The 18299-nt window shown below is 65.2% G+C and carries 20 protein-coding genes; 6 read left to right on the forward strand and 14 right to left on the reverse strand.

Going from position 1 to position 18299, the window contains the following annotated elements:
• Positions 1-4 precede the first annotated feature (4 nt).
• Both thrB and rnhA read left to right on the forward strand, forming a co-directional pair.
• A complete protein-coding gene (gene thrB / locus ACN9MX_RS07390; protein ID WP_426386548.1) occupies positions 5-982 on the forward strand; it encodes a homoserine kinase in 978 nt (325 codons plus the stop codon).
• On the forward strand, positions 979-1425 hold the full coding sequence (rnhA, locus tag ACN9MX_RS07395; protein ID WP_133653687.1) for a ribonuclease HI: 447 nt from the start codon (positions 979-981) through the stop codon (positions 1423-1425). The genes thrB and rnhA overlap by 4 nt, the downstream gene beginning before the upstream one ends.
• 60 nt (positions 1426-1485) lie before the next feature.
• Here rnhA and ACN9MX_RS07400 read toward each other — a convergent pair whose 3' ends face one another.
• Positions 1486-2019: a CAP domain-containing protein gene (locus tag ACN9MX_RS07400; RefSeq protein ID WP_363739165.1), complete on the reverse strand. Its 534-nt coding sequence runs from the start codon at positions 2017-2019 to the stop codon at positions 1486-1488.
• A 202-nt stretch (positions 2020-2221) separates the two neighbouring features.
• Here ACN9MX_RS07400 and hemW point away from each other — a divergent pair, with 202 nt between their 5' ends.
• The gene (gene hemW, locus ACN9MX_RS07405; protein ID WP_426386549.1) at positions 2222-3397 is read left to right on the forward strand and encodes a radical SAM family heme chaperone HemW; all 1176 of its coding nucleotides are present in this window, start codon (positions 2222-2224) and stop codon (positions 3395-3397) included.
• Between the two features lie 136 nt (positions 3398-3533).
• Here the strand turns inward: hemW and ACN9MX_RS07410 are convergent, their stop codons facing one another.
• The 9 genes from ACN9MX_RS07410 to ACN9MX_RS07450 form a co-directional block, all read right to left on the reverse strand.
• Positions 3534-5030 carry a M56 family metallopeptidase gene (locus ACN9MX_RS07410; RefSeq protein WP_426386550.1) on the reverse strand — a complete coding sequence of 499 codons (1497 nt, stop codon included), beginning with the start codon at positions 5028-5030 and terminating at the stop codon, positions 3534-3536.
• Entirely contained in the window at positions 5027-5404 is a 378-nt protein-coding gene (locus ACN9MX_RS07415) for a BlaI/MecI/CopY family transcriptional regulator (RefSeq protein ID WP_208108090.1), read from the reverse strand. The genes ACN9MX_RS07410 and ACN9MX_RS07415 overlap by 4 nt, the downstream gene beginning before the upstream one ends.
• Before the next feature lie 337 nt (positions 5405-5741).
• Complete coding sequence (gene grxD, locus ACN9MX_RS07420; protein WP_363739157.1) at positions 5742-6074, reverse strand: Grx4 family monothiol glutaredoxin; 333 nt, start codon at positions 6072-6074, stop codon at positions 5742-5744.
• Positions 6075-6127: 53 nt separating this feature from the next.
• Entirely contained in the window at positions 6128-6361 is a 234-nt protein-coding gene (locus ACN9MX_RS07425) for a BolA/IbaG family iron-sulfur metabolism protein (RefSeq protein ID WP_056683730.1), read from the reverse strand.
• Between the two features lie 19 nt (positions 6362-6380).
• Entirely contained in the window at positions 6381-6704 is a 324-nt protein-coding gene (locus tag ACN9MX_RS07430) for a DUF1476 domain-containing protein (RefSeq protein ID WP_025546988.1), read from the reverse strand.
• Positions 6705-6763: 59 nt separating this feature from the next.
• Entirely contained in the window at positions 6764-7357 is a 594-nt protein-coding gene (gene leuD, locus ACN9MX_RS07435; RefSeq protein WP_363739154.1) for a 3-isopropylmalate dehydratase small subunit, read from the reverse strand.
• Positions 7358-7466: 109 nt separating this feature from the next.
• A complete protein-coding gene (gene leuC, locus ACN9MX_RS07440) occupies positions 7467-8921 on the reverse strand; it encodes a 3-isopropylmalate dehydratase large subunit (protein ID WP_363739152.1) in 1455 nt (484 codons plus the stop codon).
• A gap of 119 nt (positions 8922-9040) precedes the next feature.
• Complete coding sequence (locus ACN9MX_RS07445) at positions 9041-9727, reverse strand: glutathione S-transferase family protein (RefSeq protein ID WP_426386551.1); 687 nt, start codon at positions 9725-9727, stop codon at positions 9041-9043.
• A 217-nt stretch (positions 9728-9944) separates the two neighbouring features.
• Positions 9945-11537, reverse strand: coding sequence for an isocitrate lyase (locus ACN9MX_RS07450; RefSeq protein ID WP_363739148.1), 1593 nt, complete (start codon positions 11535-11537; stop codon positions 9945-9947).
• A gap of 149 nt (positions 11538-11686) precedes the next feature.
• Between ACN9MX_RS07450 and ACN9MX_RS07455 the strand changes: the two genes are divergently transcribed.
• The gene (locus ACN9MX_RS07455; protein WP_426386552.1) at positions 11687-13096 is read left to right on the forward strand and encodes a helix-turn-helix domain-containing protein; all 1410 of its coding nucleotides are present in this window, start codon (positions 11687-11689) and stop codon (positions 13094-13096) included.
• 12 nt (positions 13097-13108) lie between these two features.
• On the opposite strand, the gene ACN9MX_RS07460 is transcribed toward ACN9MX_RS07455, so the two are convergent.
• Complete coding sequence (locus tag ACN9MX_RS07460; RefSeq protein ID WP_133653675.1) at positions 13109-13312, reverse strand: hypothetical protein; 204 nt, start codon at positions 13310-13312, stop codon at positions 13109-13111.
• 98 nt (positions 13313-13410) lie between these two features.
• The gene (locus tag ACN9MX_RS07465) at positions 13411-14349 is read right to left on the reverse strand and encodes a right-handed parallel beta-helix repeat-containing protein (protein ID WP_426386553.1); all 939 of its coding nucleotides are present in this window, start codon (positions 14347-14349) and stop codon (positions 13411-13413) included.
• 301 nt (positions 14350-14650) lie between these two features.
• On the opposite strand from ACN9MX_RS07465, the gene ACN9MX_RS07470 reads away from it, so the two are divergent.
• Together ACN9MX_RS07470 and ACN9MX_RS07475 are read left to right on the forward strand one after the other, a co-directional pair.
• Entirely contained in the window at positions 14651-16165 is a 1515-nt protein-coding gene (locus ACN9MX_RS07470) for an ABC transporter substrate-binding protein (protein WP_426386554.1), read from the forward strand.
• A 34-nt stretch (positions 16166-16199) separates the two neighbouring features.
• Positions 16200-16622: a DUF4112 domain-containing protein gene (locus tag ACN9MX_RS07475; protein WP_363739142.1), complete on the forward strand. Its 423-nt coding sequence runs from the start codon at positions 16200-16202 to the stop codon at positions 16620-16622.
• Here ACN9MX_RS07475 and ACN9MX_RS07480 read toward each other — a convergent pair.
• Positions 16619-17437: a ribonuclease T2 family protein gene (locus ACN9MX_RS07480; RefSeq protein ID WP_426386555.1), complete on the reverse strand. Its 819-nt coding sequence runs from the start codon at positions 17435-17437 to the stop codon at positions 16619-16621. The two genes, ACN9MX_RS07475 and ACN9MX_RS07480, sit on opposite strands and share 4 nt — an antisense overlap.
• Entirely contained in the window at positions 17430-18278 is an 849-nt protein-coding gene (gene nadC, locus ACN9MX_RS07485) for a carboxylating nicotinate-nucleotide diphosphorylase (protein WP_363739270.1), read from the reverse strand. The genes ACN9MX_RS07480 and nadC overlap by 8 nt, the downstream gene beginning before the upstream one ends.
• Between the last annotated feature and the right edge of the window lie 21 nt (positions 18279-18299).

An 18299-nucleotide genomic window follows, 5' to 3' on the forward strand; every position in this document is an offset into this window, starting at 1 on the left:
ATCCATGGCCGTCTATACCCAGGTTCCCGCCGAACAGATCGACGCTTTCCTCACCCGCTACGACGCCGGACACCTCGTCTCCGCCAAGGGTATCGCGGAAGGGGTGGAAAACAGCAATTATCTGCTCGAGACCACCGGCCCGGACGGGCAGGGTCACCGCTATATCCTCACCCTTTATGAAAAGCGGGTGGATGAGGCGGACCTGCCCTTCTTCATGGACCTGCTCGACCATCTGGGCGCACGCGGCTGCCTGGTGCCCCGTTTCATCGCGGATCGGCAGGGGAAGCGGCTGCAACAGCTCGCCGGACGCCCGGCCTGCCTGATCGAATTCCTGACCGGCATCTCCGTGACGGAGCCGACCGTGGGCCAGGCCCGGGCGGCAGGCGCTGCGCTGGGCGAGATGCACCGCGCGGCGGAGGGATTCGCCGGCACCCGCCGCAATGCCCTCGACCTCCCCGGCTGGCATGAGCTGGCCGCCAGATGCGGCGCGGACTTCGACCAGATCGCGCCTGGGCTGGGCGCGCGCGTGGCGGAGGAACTCGCTTTTCTCGACGCCCATTGGCCGGCAGACCTGCCCCGCTCCGTCATCCATGCCGATCTCTTTCCCGACAATGTGCTGATGTTGGGCGACCAGGTGACGGGCCTCATCGACTTCTATTTCAGCTGCACCGACATCCGCGCCTATGATCTGGCCGTCACGCACAGCGCCTGGGTGTTCAGCAATGACGGCGCGACATGGTTCGGGGATCGGGCAGCGGCGCTCGGCGCCGGCTATCGCGAAACGCACGGCCTGACCGAAGCCGAACGCGACGCTTTCCCTGTCCTCTGTCGCGGCGCGGCGCTCCGCTTCCTGCTGACGCGCGCCTATGACTGGATCAATACGCCCGCCGATGCGCTGGTGACGCGCAAGGATCCGCTCGCCTATCTGCGTCGCCTTGAATTCTACGCCAATGCCGACCCGGCCATGTTGCTCGGCGCATGAGCGCCCTTCCGCAGGTCGAGATCTTCACTGACGGCGCGTGCAAGGGCAATCCCGGCCCCGGCGGCTGGGGCGCGGTGCTGCGCTTTGGCGAGACGGAGAAGGAAATTTCCGGCGGTGAAACGCTGACCACCAACAACCGCATGGAGATGATGGCGGCCATGCAGGCCCTGGAAACGCTGAAGCGTCCATGCCAGGTGACCCTTTATACCGACAGCAAATATGTGATGGACGGCATCACCAAATGGGTCTTCGGCTGGCAGAAGAACGGCTGGAAGACGGCCGACAGGAAGCCGGTCAAAAATGCGGAACTCTGGCAGGAACTGGTCAAGGCCGCTGCCCGCCACAAGGTGACCTGGCAATGGGTGAAGGGCCATGCCGGCCACCCGGAAAATGAACGGGCCGACCAGCTCGCCTGCGCCGCGGCGGAACAGTATCGTCAATAGATAGGCTGGCCTTCGCGAACGGCTGACACCCCCCGGCTGCCCCCGACGGGCGCGATCCGGTCAGGATTGAAGGCCGTCATCCTTGTCCAGGGGATTGCGGCCGAAGACATTGCCCGCCGGATAATAGCGGCAGACCAGATAATCGTAGCTTTGCCCCTCCGCCAGGGCGCAGCCGACCTTGCGCGTGCCGCGCCAGATGATCTGGGTATAATGGCCGACATCCTCCCATCGGCCGGTGACGCTGACATCGGGCAGCTTGCCGCTCCGCCGGAACCAGCGCTTCTCATCAAGGAAGGAGCCGACCATCAGCTGATAATCATAAAGGCCGCGCGACCCCATCCAGAGATTTTCGCCGCTCGGAATGGTACGGCTGGAACGGGCGGAATGACGGAAAATATTGGTCTGCGCCATTTGCCGCGCATAGCGGGCCGCATCAGCGGCCAGGGCGCTGTCCCAGGCCAATGGCGCAAGCCCCAGCGATTCCCGCTCCTCATTCTGCATGCCCAGTACGACGTCCTGCATCAGGCGGTCGTCCCGGTCCGCTTCCTCCAGCCCGTAATAGGACGCTGGCCTTGCCGGCGGCAATTGCCGCATCCCTGATGACGGCTCCGCATCGCCCTGCGCCGCCGCTGTCGCCAGCAGGCCCAGCAGCGCTAGAGCGGGTTTCGATCCGATTGAATCAGATCGCCGCTCTGAATTCCTTGTTTTCCGCGATTTCTTGACCAGCGATCGGTTCCGATCGCTTGGAAATCGCTCTGGCCGCGCGGGCCAAAGCCGCCTAAGAACGCCTCCAATCATGTCCCCCGCCCTTCTCAGTCCCGACAATGCGGCCGATGAGCCCATAGCCTTATATGTGCATTGGCCATTTTGCGTTTCCAAATGTCCTTATTGCGATTTTAACAGCCATGTCCGGGCCAGCATCGACGGCGATGCCTGGCGTGCGGCGTTGCTGAGCGATCTGGCCCATGAAGCCGCGCTGAACGGCGGCCGCCGGCTTTCTTCCATCTTCTTCGGCGGCGGCACGCCATCGCTGATGCCGCCCGACATTGTCGGCGCGCTGATCGACGCGGCAACCCGCCATTGGCGACCGACAAGCGACATCGAAATCACGCTGGAGGCCAATCCCAGTTCGGTCGAGGCCGCCCGATTCGCTGACCTGGCGGCGGCTGGCGTAAACCGCGTATCGCTGGGCCTTCAGTCGCTGGAGAATGAGGCGCTGCATTTCCTCGGCCGCGCGCATGACGTGCGGGAGGGGCTGGCGGCATTGGAGGTGGCCCAGTCGACCTTCGGCCGAGTGAATTTCGACCTGATCTATGCCCGTCCCGATCAGAGTCTGGCGGATTGGGAGAGCGAACTGGCGCGCGGACTGTCCTTCGGCACCGACCACCTCTCGCTCTATCAACTCACCATCGAACCGGGCACCCGCTTCGCGACGCTGGTGGCGCAGGGCAAGCTGAACCCGGCCGATCCGGACCATGCCGCCGATCTTTACGAACAGACGCAGGCCATGACGGCCGCCGCCGGCATAAGGGCTTATGAGATCAGCAACCACGCCCGGCCCGGACAGGAAAGCCGGCATAACCTGACCTATTGGCGCTATGGCGATTATGTCGGCGTCGGGCCCGGCGCGCATGGCCGGCGCGACGGACTGGCGACGCTGCGCCACAGGAAGCCGGAAAACTGGATGAGCGCCGTAACGCGCAATAGCCACGGTCTGCAAGGCGAGGAACCGCTTGATGGCCGCGACCGGGCCAGGGAAGCGCTGCTGATGGGACTGCGCCTTGCCGAAGGCGTGGATCTGGATCGTATCGCGCGCCTGTCGGGATTGCCCGTCGACATGCTGGTCGACAGGCACGCAATCGCGCGGATTGCGGGGCATGGCATGATCCGCCAGGACGGGCAGCGGCTTCGCATCGACCCGGCCGGAATGCTGCTGCTCGACGCCATCCTGCCGGAGATTGTGGCGGTCTGAACAACGGATATGGGGCACGCTGCGTCAAATCCGATGTAGGTCGCGCATTCCGCTTCCTGGTTTCGCACCTGCCCCAATCAGGCCCCGCTTCAGTCAGGCCCCGCTTCAGTCAGGCCCCGCTTCAGTCAGGCCCGACTCACTCCTCCCCGTCCATTTGCGCAATCTCCTTGTCCAGATCGCGCAAGACTTCGGCGCGGATCTTGTCCGACATCCGGGCCGCCGCCGCTATCTGGGCGCGGGCCGCGATCAATCCTGCGCGGGCAGCGCGGTTGGCCTGCCCCTCTATCTGGTCCTGACAAATCCGGATACGGATGTGGCGGCGGCCATCGGCGTCCACCGTCTCCTGCCGACTGGCGCTCTTGCCGTTCTCGCAACCATTGGCGATGTCGACATTCGGTATCTTGCGGCGGATTTCCGCTTCGCTCGGCATGGCATGGGACATGACGCGGTCGCCCTCATCGCCCAGGGCGATGGGAGGCGACGGCGGAACGGGCGGGGCCGGCGGCACCACATCGGCCACGGGCGCAGCCGGAGCGGGAGGAGCCGAGGGCAGCGATGCCGTCTCCCCGGCTTGTCCGGCAGGGGATTGTGATTGGGCTGCGGCAGCGATTTTCGGCGCTTGGGATGGTGCGATCTCGCTGGCGGAAGCAGGCTGGGCAACCAGAGCGGCCAGCCTGCCGAAATTCATCGCTTCCACCTTGTCGGTGATTGCGGCGACCTGTCGCGCCGCCCGGGTGCCGGACGCAGTCAGCGCCAGGCCCGACGCCGTCACCAGAGCAACCGCCGCCATGCCCCAACTGATGCGGCACAGCGACATTTCATGGGCAGACAGCATTTTCAGCCTCCCTTTCAGCGCGGTTATGCGATTGAGATGGCAGGCGCCGGCGAACCGGCGACCCCCGGCAGCCTTCAGGATGGCGCGCCCATAGGCATGCGCCTGATCCCGGCCATGGAGCGACAGCACCCGCGCATCGCAAGCCTGCTCCTGATCCGCGCGATAGGCATGATAGGCGACCCAGGCGATCGGATTGCACCAGTGCAGGCCCAGCAGCAGCAATGCGACCATGTTGGCGGCCAGATCCCCGCCCTGATGATGGGCGCGCTCATGGGCGATCGCCATCGCCTGCTCCTGCGGGTCGAACCGCAGGGCGAAATCGGCGGGCAGCGCGATGACAGGACGGATAAGCCCGAAGGCCAGCGGTCCGCCCGCCTTCGGGCTGGTGACGATGCGGATGCGACCCTCCTCGCCGATCAGCGTCGCTCCGTTGAGGATGAAATGGCGGAAGCGGATATAGCCGATCGCCTGCACGGTCAGGAACAGGATGACACCCAGCAGCCAGAGCGAAGCGGCGATCTCCAGCCAGGGAATGCCCGATCCGGACTGAAGGGGCAGCGTCACCGGCGCCGCATCCAGCAGGGTCGGCAAGCCCGCCTGATCGGCCGCGCGCTGCAGGGGCGAGGGGTTGGCGACTCCCCGCGGCAAGGCGGGCAAGGCCATGCGGGCAAGCGGCAGCAGCCAAAGCCAATAGGCCGCCTTTGCACCCAGCCAGCGCGCAACCGGTCGCCGCAGCAGCATGACCAGCGCCATCAACAGGGTAGTCGCGATCAGCGTTTCTGCGATCCAGACGCTCATGATTTCAACCCTTTCAGGATTTCCTCAAGCTCGGCGATATCCTCCGCCGTCAACTGGTCCTGGCTCGCAAGCTGCGCCACCAGAGGCGACACGCGCCCGCCGAACAGCCGGTTCACGAACCGCCCCGACTCGCCTGCAACATACTCCTCCCGCGCAACGAGCGGGCGATATAAAAAGCGGCGGCCATCCTGATCGGCAGCAATGATATCCTTGGACATCAGCCGGGACAGCAGGGTCTTGACGGTCTGGACGCTCCAGTCGCGCCCGGCGGCGACCCGCTCGGCCACGTCGGCGGCGGTCTGGGGCGCGCGTGCCCACAGCGCCTCCATCACCACCAGTTCGGCCTCGCTGATCTTCTCGCTCACAGGGTTCATCCGCACCAAATTCGACTACAGATGTAATCGCATTGATTACATCTGTAGTCAAGCCATGCCCCGGACTGTCGCCATATTTTACATTCTATGGATCAGCTTCATGGACATTAACCCTCAGATAGCGCGCTAAGGGCCGATTTCCGCTGGCTGGCACAGGCTTTGCGTTTCCAGCCTCATACCCGATCGTTCGACTACCCGGGAGGATGCGGCACCAGTCTCCGCCGCATCCTCCCACCCGGTTTTCCCAGCCCAACGCCGAACGTCAACCCGCGTCACAAGCATGAAAAAAGCGGCCCGGATGACCGGACCGCCCATTCAGCATGCTAATAAAAGGCGTTCAGTTGGCCGCTGCGACGCCCTGGTCGGTCATCAGCTGCTGCAATTCGCCAGCCTCGTACATCTCCATCATGATGTCGCTGCCGCCGACAAATTCGCCCTTCACATAAAGTTGGGGAATGGTCGGCCAATCGGAAAAGGTCTTGATGCCCTGACGGACCCCTTGGTCCTGCAAGACGTCGACGCTTTCATAAGCGACGCCCAGATGTTCAAGGATCGCGATGGCGCGGCTGGAAAAGCCGCATTGCGGGAACAGCGGGGTGCCCTTCATGAAAAGCACGACATCATTGCCGTTGACGATGTCGGCGATCCGCTGCTGCACGGCGTCGGTCATTATCTGATCCATTCCTGTCAGGCGCCAATCCGGCGCGCTCAATATGATGGCGGTTAATTGGGGACGGCAGTGGTCAGTTGCAAGGCGTGGAGCACACCGCCCATGCGGCCGCCCAGCGCGGCATAGACGGCCCGCTGCTGCGCGACGCGGCTCATGCCCCGAAAGCTCTCTGCCACGACCTTTGCCGCATAATGGTCCCCGTCGCCCGCAAGATCGGTGATCTCCACCTGCGCATCGGGGATGGCGGCGCGGATCATGTCGGCAATGTCATCGGCAGCCATCGGCATGGCGAAAGGTTCCTGACGCTTATTGGGCTTCGATGAACATGCGGCGGGCAATGACCTGCTGCTCGTCCAGCGCGGCGCGAACGCCCGCTTCGTCGATGTCGATGCCGGCCTGGGTCATGTCGCCCAGCAGCTTGCGGATAACATCCTCGTCGCCCGCCTCTTCGAAATCGGCCTGCACGACGGCCTTGGCATAGGCGTCCGTTTCTTCGGGCGTCAGGCCCATCTTCGCCGCCGCCCATTCGCCCAGCAGCCGGTTGCGCCGCGCCTGGATGCGGAACTGCATCTCCTGGTCATGCGCAAACATGTTTTCAAAGGCCTTTTCGCGGTCGTCGAAGGTGGTCATGCCTGTACCCTGTAAGAGGTGAAATGGATCATCGATCCGAAATAGGAAGATCGGGACGCTTACGCAACGGCGGGGACGAGCCAGGGACGCGTTCCGGCGTCCTTTGCCTCGAATGCGCTGATGGTGTCCGCTTGTCCCAGCGTCAGCCCGATTTCGTCCAGACCGCCAAGCAGGCAGTGTTTGCGAAACGGGTCGATCTCGAACTGGAAGCGATCCTGGAACTGCGTCGTGACCGTCTGATGTTCCAGGTCGACATGGATGGGGTCGGTGCGGGCGACGTCCATCAGCCGGTCGATTGCCTCCTGCGGCAGGACCACCGTCAAAATGCCGTTCTTGAATGCGTTGCCGGAGAAAATATCGGAGAAGCTGGGCGCGATCACGACCTTGATGCCCAGGTCGGCGAGCGCCCAGGCGGCATGTTCGCGGCTGGACCCGCACCCGAAATTGTCGCCCGCGATCAGGATTGGGCTGCCCGCATATTCAGGATCATCGAAGACATTGCCCGGCTCCTTGCGCAACACCTCGAAAGCGCCCCTGCCCAGGCCCGCCCGCGAAATGGTCTTGAGCCAATGCGCCGGGATGACGATGTCGGTGTCGACATTCTTCATCCCGAACGGATAGGCCCGGCCGTCGACGATATTCAGCTTTTCCATCAATCCGCCTGTTTGCTCGCCGGGCGCGGCGTATCTTCCGCGCGTCCCAGGGTCGCCGCCATGGCGGCACTCGCCAGCGCGCCCAGCGCCAGCAGCCAAAATACCTTCTTCATGCGACCGCCTCTCCCCTTTTTTCACTCATCAGTTCGCGTACGTCCGTGAGATGTCCGGTGACGGCGGCGGCAGCGGCCATGACGGGCGAGACGAGATGCGTCCGCGACCCCGGCCCCTGCCGACCCATGAAATTGCGATTGCTGGTGGAGGCGCAGCGCTCGCCGGCCGGCACCTTGTCCGGGTTCATGCCCAGGCAAGCGGAGCAGCCCGGCTCCCGCCATTCGAACCCAGCCTCGGTGAAGATGCGGTCGAGACCTTCGGCCTCCGCCTGACGCTTGACCAGCCCGGAGCCGGGAACCACCATCGCATGCTTGATGCCGCTGGCGATGCGGCGTCCCTTGAGCAGGTCGGCTGCGGCGCGCAGATCCTCGATACGGCTGTTGGTGCAACTGCCGATGAAGACATGCTCGATCGCCACATCTTCCATCCGCTGTCCGGCGGAAAGGCCCATATAATCAAGCGATTTCTGCGCGGCCGCCCGCTTGGACGCGTCCGCGAAACTCTCCGGATCGGGCACCACGCCGGTCACCGGCACGACATCCTCCGGGCTGGTGCCCCAGGTGACGTTCGGCACGATGTCGGCGGCATCGATGACGACGCTCTTGTCGAATACAGCGCCTTCATCGGTCGCCAGCGTCTTCCAATAGGCGACGGCAGCATCCCAGTCGGCACCTTTGGGCGCCAGCGGCCGGCCCTTCAGATAGGCAAAGGTCTTTTCATCGGGCGCGAACAGGCCGGACCGCGCGCCGGCCTCGATCGACATGTTGGCGACGGTCAGCCGTCCCTCGATCGACATGTCGCGGAACACCGATCCGCGATATTCCATGACATAGCCGGTGCCGCCGGCAGTCCCGATCCGCCCGCAAATAGCCAGCGCAACGTCCTTGGGCGTGACGCCATAGCCCAACTCGCCCTCGACGACGACTTCCATCGTCTTCGACTGCTTGAGCAGCAGCGTCTGGGTGGCCAGCACATGTTCCACCTCCGACGTGCCGATCCCGAAGGCCAGCGCGCCCAGCGCACCGTGCGAGCTGGTGTGGCTGTCACCGCAGACCAGAGTGGTGCCAGGCAGGGTGAAGCCCTGTTCCGGCCCGACGACATGGACGATGCCCTGTTCGGGATCCGCGTCACCGATCAGGCGGACGCCGAATTCCGGCGCGTTCCGTTCCAGCGCCGCCAACTGCTGCGCACTTTCCGGATCGGCAATGGGAATGCGGTGGCCCGCCGCGTCGCGTCGCGCTGTGGTGGGCAGATTGTGATCCGGCACCGCCAGCGTCAGGTCAGGCCGCCGCACCTTGCGACCGGCAAGCCGAAGCCCCTCGAACGCCTGGGGACTCGTCACCTCATGCACGAGATGGCGATCGATATAGATCAGGCAGGTTCCATCGGGACGGCGTTCGACGACATGCGCGTCCCAAATCTTCTCGTAAAGGGTGCTGGGCTTGACCATAATGATTTCCCCTAGACCCAGACAGGGGAAGGGAAAAGGGTAAAAGCAGCCAATTTTTGCTGTTGCGGGAGATAATCGGCCGCGCCCTGCGTCCAGCCCGGCTCTCGGCCAGTCGCAGCTCAGGCGGCGCGATGGTCCGCCACGATGCGCCCGGCCGCTCCAAGCTCCGCTTCATGGCTTTCCTCGCGCCATGTTTCGGCAAGCGCCGCGCGTTCCCATTCCCGCATGGCGGGCAGCGCCAGCATATGCCCGACCCAGCCCAGCGCCGTCTGGCCGATGTTGAGGCCATAGGTCCGCACCCGAAAAGCGACCGGCGCATAAAAGGCGTCGACGGCTGTAAAGGCGGGTCCGGCCAGGAATGGTCCGCCGAAACGGGACAGTCCTTCCTCCCACAATTCGGTCAGCCGGGCGATGTTGCGGTTCAGTGCGGGCGAAGGCAAATGCGGCTCCACCCGCACGCCGACATTCATAGGGCAATCGTTGCGCAGGGTGGCGAAACCGCCATGCATTTCCGCCACGGCCGATTGCGCCCAGGCCCTCGCCGCCTCCTGCCTTGGCCAGACCTCCGCATGCCTGTCGGCCAGGTAAAGCGTGATGCCCAGCGAATCCCACACCGTCCTGTCCTCATCGATCAGGACCGGCACCTGGCCCGTGGGAGAAAATTCACGGAAAGCGACGTAGTTTTCGGCAGCGGCAAAAGGCTCCATCCGGTCGCTGAAGGGAATGGCCAGCGCCTTCATCAGCACCCAGGGGCGCAGCGACCAGCTCGAATAATTCCGGTTGGCGGTGACAAGGGTGTAGGGCATCGGCTCCTCCGGTGAACGTGGAACCGCAATAGCCCCGCCCGCCCGAATGCGAAACCCGGAACCGGCGAGGGTTTCACAAGCTGGCCTTATAAAAAAACGACCCGGAGCACGAAGCTCCGGGTCGTCAAGTCCTTCCACCCTGATCGCGGGAACTGCACCCCCGCGACCCGGATCGTTCAGCAGCCTTCAGGCCGCAAACTGATTCCCTCCGCAGCCTTCAGGCTGCAAACTGATTCATCGTGTTGTGGGTGCCGCCCGCCTTCAGCGCCGCTTCACCCGCGAAATATTCCTTATGGTCGTCGCCAATGTCCGAACCGGCCATGTTCTGGTGCTTGACGCAGGCGATACCCTGGCGGATTTCCTTGCGCTGGACGCCTTCGACATAGCCCAGCATTCCTGCCTCACCGAAATATTCCCTGGCAAGATTGTCGGTCGACAGAGCGGCAGTGTGATAGGTTGGCAGGGTGATGAGGTGATGGAAGATGCCGGCCCGCGCCGCTGCATCCCTCTGGAAGGTGCGGATCTTCTCATCAGCCTCACGGCCCAGCTCCGTCGCGTCATAATCGGCGCTCATCAGCTTCGCGCGATCATAGGCGCTGACATCCTTGTCCTGCGCGGTCCATGCGTCGAACACCTGCTGGCGGAAGTTCAGCGTCCAGTTGAACGACGGCGAGTTGTTGTAGACCAGCTTCGCATTCGGCACGACCTGGCGGATGCGGTCGACCATACCCGCGATCTGTTCGACATGCGGCTTTTCCGTCTCGATCCACAGCAGGTCCGCGCCGTTCTGGAGCGAGGTGATGCAATCGAGGACGACGCGATCCTCTCCGGTGCCGGAGCGGAACTGGAACAGGTTGGACGGCAGCCGCTTCGGACGGAACAGCTTGCCGCCGCGGGCCAGGACGACATCGCCGCGCAGCGTGTTGATGTCCGTGACCTCCTCGACATCGAGGAAGCTGTTATACTGGTCGCCCAGGTCGCCATCTTCCTTGCTGTAGGCGATCTGCTTGGTGAGACCGGCGCCCAGCGAGTCGGTGCGGGCGACGATGATGCCGTCGTCGATCCCCAGCTCCAGGAAGGCGTAGCGGACCGCGCGGATCTTCGCGAGGAAGTCCTCATGCGGCACCGTGACCTTGCCGTCCTGGTGGCCGCACTGCTTTTCGTCCGAGACCTGGTTCTCGATCTGGATGCAGCAGGCGCCCGCCTCGATGAACTTCCTGGCCAGCAGATAGGTCGCCTCGGCATTGCCGAAGCCGGCGTCTATGTCCGCGATGATCGGGACGATGTGGGTCTCGTAATTGTCGATGTCGTGGCTGATCTTCTGCGCCCTGACTTCGTCGCCGGCTTCGCGGGCGGCATCGAGGTCGCGGAACATCATGCCCAGTTCGCGGGCGTCGGCCTGGCGCAGGAAGGTGTAGAGTTCCTCGATCAGCGCGGGGACGCTGGTCTTCTCATGCATCGACTGGTCGGGCAGCGGCCCGAATTCGCTGCGCAGCGCCGCGACCATCCAGCCGGAAAGATAGAGATATCTGCCCTTGGTCGTGCCGAAATGCTTCTTGATGCTGATCATCTTCTGCTGACCGATGAACCCGTGCCAGCAGCCGAGCGACTGGGTGTAGTTCGCCGGATCGGCATCATAGGCGGCCATGTCGCGGCGCATGATGCCGGCGGTGTAGCGGGCGATGTCGAGGCCGGTGTGGAAGCGGTTCTGGAGACGCATCCGGGCGACCGATTCGGCCGCGATGCCGTCCCAATGGCCCTGACCCCCGATGATGGTGCCTGCCTTCGTGATTTCCTGCTGATAGGTCATGACTGCTCGATCCCATGAATGTGGCGGTGAATTGATGGCGTTTTCCTAGAAGCGATTTTGCGGGTGCGGCAGGGGGCGCGAAGTTCAGTTGTAGAACTTTACAAGATTTGCGTGTAAAGTTGTAAGGGCTGCACAGGAGCGCTTCACCAATGGCCAAGGATCGTCCGGTTTACATGGGCCCGCGCCTGCGCAGGTTGCGGCGCGAGCTGGGCCTGACGCAGGCCGACATGGCCGAGGATCTGGAGATTTCCGCCAGCTATGTGGCCTTGCTGGAGCGTAACCAGCGGCCGCTGACCGCCGACATGCTGCTGCGCCTCGCCCGCACATACAAGATGGACATGAGCGAGCTGGCGGGCGACGGCGGCGCGGAGCAGACGGCGCGGTTGCAGGCCGTATTGAAGGATCCGATGTTCGCGGACATCGACCTGCCGGTGCTGGCGACCGGGGATGTCGCGGTCAACTATCCTGGGATCACGGAGGCTTTGCTGCGGCTGCACACGGCCTATCGCGAGGAGCAGCTGGCCCTGGCCGATCGAGGCCTGGAAGGCGGCATGGAGCGGGAGGAGGCGACGGAAGCGGCCGATCCGGTGGCCGAATCGCGACGCTTCCTGGGCGCGCGGCGGAACAGCTTTCCCCTGCTGGACGATGCGGGAGAAAAGCTGGCTCAGGAAATCGAGGCTGCGGGCAGCCTGTCGGCATGGCTGAAGGCGAAGCACAACCTGCGCGTCCGGCGGCTGCCGCCCGATGTCATGGCGGGGTCGATGCGGCGGCTGGACCGGCATCGCGACGCGGTGCTGCTGGACGACGCGCTGGACGGAGCGAGCACCCAGTTCCAACTGGCGCTGCAGGTCGCCTATCTGGAAATGCGCCGCGATTTCGACGCGCTGCTGAAGGACGGCCAGTTCGCCGGCGAAAGCGGGCGGCGGCTGACGCGACGGGCGCTCGCCAGCTATGGCGCGGCGGCGATCCTGATGCCCTATACCGCCTTTGCGCGGGCGGTGGAGGCGCGGCGTTATGATGTCGAGGCGCTGGCCCGGCAGTTCGGCACCAGCTTCGAACAGACGGCCCATCGCCTGACGACCTTGCAAAAGCCGGGTCAGGAACGCGTCCCCTTCTTCTTCCTGCGCGTCGATCATGCGGGCAATGTCAGCAAAAGGCTGGACGGCGCGGGCTTTCCCTTCGCCCGCCATGGCGGCTCCTGCCCGCTCTGGTCGGTGCACCACGCGTTCGAGCGTCCTCGGGAAGTGCTCACCCAATGGCTGGAACTGCCGGACGGGCAACGTTTCTTTTCGATCGCGCGCACGGTGACGGCGGGCGGCGGCGGCTGGGGCGCGCCGAAGATCGAGCGGGCGATCGCGCTATGCTGCGCGGCGGAGCACGCGCATCGGCTGATCTACACTGCGGGCGAGGCCGCAGCCGAACCCACGCCGATCGGCGTCACCTGCCGCCTGTGCCATCGCAGCCAGTGCATGGCCCGATCCGCGCCGCCGATCGGGCGCGACATGCTGCCGGAGGATTTCCGGCGGACCCATGCGCCCTTCGGCTTCGCGGCGGGGTGAGGCGGAAGGAAATCAGCCCTCCAGAAGATCGAGATAGGCGACGACATCATTGTCGGTGGCCAGGAACAGGCCGTCCTGCACATCCTCCGGCTGCTGCCCGGCTATGCGCATGGCTTCGTTCAGCGGGCCGTAGAACAGCGTCGTCGCCCCGCCCCCGCCATCGGCATCGCTGAGATGATAGAGTCGAACGGTGGCTGAACCATAGGTGCTGCGCATGGGGCGGTTATCGGCGCGGGCGCGCCCGCTTGCAAGCCCGGTGCAGGAGGGATCACGCCATCCTGCACCCCTATGCCGAGGGCCGGCGGCCGGGTCCTTCAGCGCCGATCCGTCACCTTGATCCCGTTCGCCAGGCGGTTCGCGCCGATTTTCACTGCATCGTCGGTGAAATTGGCGACGAAGCTGCTGTTGCGCTGCAATCCGGGCACGAAGGAGGCGCTGTTGTTCGCGATGGAAAGGTTGCTGCTGTCCTGTTCCCGTCCCTCCGGCGCGACGGTGATGAAGGCGCTGTAATTGTCCTTGTCGCGGCCCTGCACCATCGCATTGCCGCTGATCGTGCCGCTGGCCCCGTTGGAGAGGTCGATCATATAGTTGGTGAGGCGCCCGCCGCTGTCGTCGAAGCTGTTGTCGGTGATGGTGACCCGCGGCGTGCGGGTTTTCAGATAATGGCCGCCATCGCCCTGGTCGAACCGGGAATGGGTGACCGACAGGCTGCCATAGCGCCCCGCATAAATGCCGTGGGCGCAGGCGAGGTCGCGGTCGCAGCGCCCCAGATGACGGAAGGTCGACCTGTCGATGCTGATCCTGTTGCCGGGCGCGTCGCCGGTCAAAATACCTTCCTCGCTGTTGAGGAACAGGCTGTTGGTGACGGTCAGGTCGCCGCTTTCCAGCCGGATGCCCGCCCCATTGCCGTCCGGGACGCGCAGATTCTGGAAGATGAGGCCGTCGATGCTGCTCGACCGGCCGCGCAGGACCAGGGCCGCCTTCTGTTCGCAGGCGACGCCGTCGAATATGGCGGTGCCGGGCTTCTGCGCGCGGATGGTGACGTCGCCGCCCTGCTGCACCGCGCATTGCGCATAGCTGCCCGGCGCCACCAGAACCGTGCCGCGGCCATCGCCGATCGCCCTGATCGCGTCGCCTAGCGACGCATAGCTTCGCCCGCTTTCCGCCACGGTGAAGGGCGAAGTGACGCCCTGGGCCAGCGCCGTGGCCGTGACGGCGGCGGAGATGAGCAGGATTATCGAGAAGAGGCGCATATCCGAGGATATAGAATGATGCGCACGCCGGGCCAATGCGAAGTCATGGTTAACAAAATCCTGTACCGCTATGGGACAGGGGCAAACCTGGCTGCATCAGAGCGATTTCCAAGCGATCGGAACCGATCGCTGGTTAAGAAATCGCGGCAAACAAAGGAAACCAGAGCGGCGATATGATTCAATCAGATCGAAACCCGCTCTAAGGCAGCGGCGGCAAAATCACGCCTGGCCGGAACTGAAGCAGCGGGTCGCGTGATGGTGGTTGGCGCGGGCGCCGTTGCGGGTTAAGCCCTGTCTGTACATGTTGTCCCTCCTTCCTCACCGGCTCCTTGCCCGATCACCGCTTGGCGGGCTGGTCATGATGGCCATGATGTTGGGAAGCTGTTCGGACGAGGGCAGCGGTCCGGTAACGGTCAGCGTGATCGGCGACCCTGCGGATTTCGCCAAGCCGCTGGAAAATCTGCCCGATCCCGGATCGAAGCTGTTCCTGGAAACCACCGCGCAGGGGCTGGTGGCATTCGACGCCGACGGGGAAATATTGCCCGCCCTGGCCCAGCGCTGGATCGTCGAGGACGATGGCCGCAGCTACATCTTCCGCCTGCGCCGGGCGTTCTGGCCGGACGGGCGCAAGGTGCTGGCGAAGGATGTCGGACGGCTGCTGATGGCGCGGATAGAGGCGCTGCGGCGGCGGGACCCCGCCGGGCCGCTGGATGCGGTGAGGGACGTCGTCGCCATGACGGGCGAGGTGATCGAGATCAGGCTGGCCGCGCCGCGCCCCTATGTGCTGCAGATGCTGGCCCAGCCCCAGATGGCGATCCTGTCGCGGGAGGGCGGGACCGGCCCCTATCGTCGTGAGGAGCGGGATGGTGTCCGCGCCGGGGCGCTGGTGCTGACCCCGGTGGAACGGGTCACGAATGAATCCGGCGATGAATTGCCCATACCCCCCTGGCAGACCCGGATCGTGCGGGCCGAACGCGCGGCGCTCGCCATCACCCGATTTCAGCAGGACAAGGCCGATCTGGTCCTGGGCGGCCGTTTTTCCGACCTGCCGCTGCTGGTGCCCGCCGGTGTCGACCGCGACGATGTGCGGATCGACCCGGTGCAGGGCTTGCTGGGGCTGGCGATGATGAAACAGGACGGCGCCAACGGCAAGCTGCTGGAGGACGACGGCGTGCGACGGGCGATCAGCATGGCGATCGACCGCAGCCGCCTGCCGGTGCTGTTCCCCGTGGGCGGCTGGGCGACGACAGAGCAGATCGTGCCCGGTCAGTTCGACCTGCCCGGACCGCCGGCCGTGCCGGATTGGTCCGGCCTGCCGATGGAGGATCGCTGGGCGCAGGGACAGGCCATCATGAAACGATGGCGCAGCGATAATGGCGACCCCCCGACGCTGCGCGTGGCGCTGACCGCCGGGCCGGGCTCCACCCTTCTCTTCGGCTTGGTGCGGCATGATCTGGGCATGATCGGGCTGGCGGTCGAGCGGGTCGACATGGCGGCCGATGCCGATCTGCGGCTGGTCGATGAAGTTGCCGCCTATGACAGCGCGATCTGGTATCTGGGCCGCATCGGCTGCGCGCGGAAGGTGCATTGTTCGGCAGAGGCGGAGGCGCAATTGCAGGCGGCAAGCCTTGCCAGCAGCCTGGACGAGCGCATGGCGCGGGTGGCGCAGGCGGAGGCGCTGATGCAGGCGCATAACGGCTTCATCGCCCTGGGCGCGCCGGTGCGCTGGTCGCTGGTGGCGCAGCGGCTGACCGGCTTCATGCCGTCCCCTCGCGCGCGGCACCCATTGAACCATCTGTTCAGGAGCACCAACTAGGACTTCAGGAAGCCGGATGCCTGGAGGACAGAGGATGGCGATTTCGCAGGAACAGTTCGATCGGATCGTGCGCGACATGCCCGGATTCGGCCGTGATCCGGCGTCCGTGCGGCGGCGGATCGAAATGATGGAGGCGGTGCTGGAGGGGCTGTTCGTGCTGCCCGGCACCAACCGCAGGGTCGGGCTGGACAGCCTGGTCGGGCTGATCCCCGTGGTGGGCGATCTGGCGACGGCGGCGATGGGCGCATGGATCGTGTGGGAAGCCCGGAACCTGGGCATGTCGAAATGGCAGCTTACGCGCATGGCCGCCAATGTCGGCTTCGACACGGTGATCGGCGCCATTCCCTTCGCCGGGGATATTTTCGATTTCTTCTACAAATCCAACAGCAAGAACCTGCGGATCATCCGCAGGCATCTGGACCGGCATCATCCATCGACGGTGATCGTCGAAGGCTAATCCTTATGTACTTCGGCCTGGGGGTCGAGGTCGAGGATCAGGCCGGGGCGCCGCGCCGGAACGGGCGGAGTGCGCCGGGGATTGGGGATGTTCGGTCCGGGCGCGATGCGCAGCGCCGCCCGGTCGTCCGCCCCGCCCTGATGAGCCGGGCAGCGCGCGAATTCCAGCGTCCGGTCCAGGCACAGCCACAGCTCGTTCAGGCCATTGTCCCGCGTGATCGTGACGCGCATCATGTCGGCGCGCATCCCCTTGTTGGCGGCGGCGAAGGCCTGGGCGAACTGCGCGACCGTCAGCGTCTTGCGACGGGCAAGCGCGGCCATGTCGGGATAGCGGATCGACTGGTAGAGGGCGCGGGAGAGATTGAAATAGAGCTCCGGCTTCGTCGTCATGCAGGTGCCGTGCTTGGCCCATTCATGCTGGAGCAGCTGGGCGGACGGCGTGGAGCAGAGATTTTGCCGGATGACCGGGCGCGGCAGCAGATCGGTGGCGCGGCAATATTGCGGCCAGTCCTTGCCGATGCCGTCCGGCCAGAGACCGTGCAGGGTGAAGCCGAAACGGCCGTTGCGGCCGCTGCACTGCAAGGCATCGTCGCTGCCCTTCGCGCCCTTGCAATATTGCGGCGACCAGGTGAGCGCCAGCGTGTAGCCGCCAATGGGCAGCAGGCGGCGCGGCTGGTCGGCATTCGGCAGGTCGGGGCGCGGCCGGGGCATCTGGGCGGGCAGGCTGCACTGCGCCGACTGCGCCAGGGCGCCGGCCGGGGCCGCGAGCAGGAACAATGGCAGCACCAGTCGCAGCAAGGGCGCGAACTCAGGCAAAGGCGAAATCCAGTCCGATGTCGGCGGCCGGGGCCGACTGCGTCAGACGGCCGACGCTGATATAGGTGACGCCGGTTTCCGCCCGGGCGCGGATGGTGTCGAGCGTGACGCCGCCCGACGCTTCGGTGGGGACGCGCCCGCCGACCAGCGTGACGGCCCCGCGCAGGGTGGGCGCGTCCATATTGTCGAGCAGGAGGTGCGTGGCGCCCGCCGCGAGCGCCGGTTCGATCTGGTCGACGCGGTCAACCTCCACGATGATGCTGGCGATCCCGGCGGCGGCGGCGCGGCGGACTGCTTCCTCGACCGATCCGGCGACCGCGACATGATTGTCCTTGATCATCGCCGCATCCCAAAGGCCCATGCGGTGATTGGTGGCGCCACCCATGCGCGTCGCATATTTCTCCAGCACGCGCAGGCCGGGAATGGTCTTGCGCGTGTCGAGCAGGGTCGCGCCCGTGCCCAGGATCGCGTCGACATAGGCGCGGGTCATCGTGGCGATGCCGGTCAGATGCTGCACGGTGTTGAGCGCGGACCGCTCGGCCGTGAGCATGGCGCGGGCCCGGCCGCGGATGCGCATGATGTCAGTGCCCGCCGCCACGCGGTCGCCGTCCTGCCGAAGCAGTTCGATCTCCGCATCGGGATCGAGCGCGCGGAAGAAGGCGGCGGCGATGGGCAGGCCGGCCAGCGTCACGGCATCGCGGCTGTCCATCACCCCGTCGAAGATCGCGTCGGCGGGGATCACCGCCTCGCTCGTGACGTCGCGGCCCTGCGGGCCAAGATCCTCCGCCAGGGTGGAGGCGACGAAGGCGTCGAGATCGAAGCCGGGAAGGGAAAAGCCGATGCTCTCCCCCAGCCCTTTCGC

This window comes from Sphingobium sp. R-21, assembly GCF_049913335.1.
GTDB lineage: Bacteria > Pseudomonadota > Alphaproteobacteria > Sphingomonadales > Sphingomonadaceae > Sphingobium.